The organism is Psychrobacter sp., assembly GCF_036731945.1.
In the GTDB taxonomy this organism is placed as follows: Bacteria; Pseudomonadota; Gammaproteobacteria; order Pseudomonadales; family Moraxellaceae; genus Psychrobacter.
The window spans coordinates 1-2,016 of record NZ_DAINDI010000082.1 but is presented as its reverse complement, the minus strand read 5'-3'; the positions used below and the strand labels follow the sequence as shown (position 1 = coordinate 2,016).

The 2,016-nt window shown below is 43.8% G+C and carries 2 protein-coding genes; both read left to right on the top strand.

Annotation, left to right across the window (positions count from 1 at the left end; all coding sequences use genetic code 11):
• Positions 1–1,255 (top strand): DNA polymerase (locus tag V7D75_RS13055; RefSeq protein WP_333614902.1); only part of this gene is annotated, 1,255 nt, incomplete at its 5' end.
• 266 nt (positions 1,256–1,521) lie between these two features.
• Entirely contained in the window at positions 1,522–2,004 is a 483-nt protein-coding gene (locus V7D75_RS13050) for a hypothetical protein (protein WP_333614901.1), read from the top strand.
• Positions 2,005–2,016 lie beyond the last annotated feature (12 nt).

The window sequence follows — 2,016 nt, the reverse complement described above, 5'->3', positions numbered from 1 at the left end:
AGATAAAAACAATGCCAAGCTGCTACACGAGTTAGAGATTCCAACTGCGGAAATACTCTGCCAAATGGAAGCAAATGGCATTTTAATCAAGCGCCCATTTTTAAATGAGCTATCCAAACGCTTTGACGAAGAAATCATTGCGCTAGAAAAACGCGCGTATGAAGTCGCTGGCGAAGAGTTTAATCTTGGCTCACCAAAGCAGCTTGGTGAGATGCTGTTTGAAAAGCTTGGCGTGCCGGGTGGTAAAAAAACCAAGTCAGGTCAGTACTCGACTGGCGAAGCGGTATTGTCAAAGATTGACCACCCGTTGGTTGAAATTGTCCTTGAGTATCGCGGTTTATCGAAGCTTAAAAGCACCTATACCGATGCACTTGATAATGTGGCAGATGCCAAGACTGACCGCGTGCATACCAGCTATCATCAAGCACTGACCAGCACCGGACGCTTATCCTCGACCGATCCTAACTTACAAAACATTCCTATTCGTACCGCGACCGGTCGTCTGATTCGCCAAGCGTTTATTGCCCCAGAAGGTCGCGTGATTTTAGCCGCAGATTACTCACAAATTGAGCTACGTCTGATGGCACATTTCTCAGGCGATACAAACTTAACCCGCGCCTTTAACGAAGGCTTAGATATCCACACGGCAACGGCTGCTGAAGTCTTAGGCAAAGCCGTTGAAGAGGTCAGCGCCACTGAGCGCCGTAACGCTAAAGCCATTAACTTTGGTTTGCTCTATGGTATGAGTGCCTTTGGTCTGGCTAAGCAGCTACAGATGAGCCGCGGCGAGGCGCAAGATTATATCGATATGTACTTTGAGCGTTATCCGAGTGTCAAAGACTATATGATTAATACTCGTGCCAGCGCTTATGAAAAAGGTTATGTTGAGACAATATTAGGCCGTAAGCTTTATACGCCTGATATCAATCATAGCAATCGTATGGTCAAGCAAGGCGCTGAACGGGCGGCGATTAACGCCCCACTGCAAGGCTCAGCGGCTGATTTAATCAAGCTTGCGATGATAGCGGTCGATAAAGTCTTGCCAAAAGAGCACGCAAAAATGCTGCTGCAAGTCCATGATGAGCTGGTGTTTGAAGTCGATAGCGATAAAGTCGATAGTATTCGTCAGCTGATTACCGACGCTATGCAGGATGTCCTGACCACAACGGCTGTTGCAAAAGGCTGGAATGTGGACTTTGCCGTACCGTTATTGGTTGAAACCGATATTGGTAGCAATTGGGACGAAGCGCATTAATGACTGAAATAAAATAAAAGCCTAAACGATAGCGTTTATCATTGCTCATAGCCGTAAGCTTTTCTTAGCAGTATAATAAGTCTACGTTAGATGGTTTTTTACCGCTTGGTTTTTACCTGTTAATGCTTTAAATATTGGTTTTTACGCGGTAATTTACGATATAAAGTGAGCCTTCGTGCTCACTTTTTTTTTAAAGCTAGGAGCGTTCCATTTTATATTCAGATAGCATCATCGAAATCCCTGGTAATATTATCCTGTTAGTCTGTATGCTACGTTGCACACAGTATGTGATACAAAGCCGTAGCAAACTAAGCAGCTACTTTTGGCTAGCCTCTGTGTTAGTGTTCTTTGAAGTGATTCGTCGTGAATTAAACTACTTACCAGAGCTCTTTATTCCTAGTGATTTCTCACTCCTCACCCATTCTTATGATTGGTGGGAAGATAACGTACTCGCCATTATTTTACTTGTCATTATTGGCTTGCTCGCCTATTCATGGCGTTACCTTTGGGCGGTATTAAAAGATATTAATATCAGCCTGTATATTGCAGTCGCTGTATTAGCGGTCTTACAATATATGGGCGAAAATGCCATTGTTATCCCCGAAAGTATCGGAGAAATGGTCGAAGAGGTTTCCGAGACGATTATTTATACGATTGCCTTGGTTTACTTGTGGCGGTTTAAACTTGGCGATTTTGAAAATTATTTTTTACATCAGCCAAATCATCACGAACCGTGCAATGCCAATTAATAGGTTAGGGCG

Excerpts from the sequence above, each read along its gene's own strand:
- V7D75_RS13050 (WP_333614901.1), top strand. The coding sequence starts at position 1,522 with ATGCTACGTTGCACACAGTATGTGATACAAAGCCGTAGCAAACTAAGC.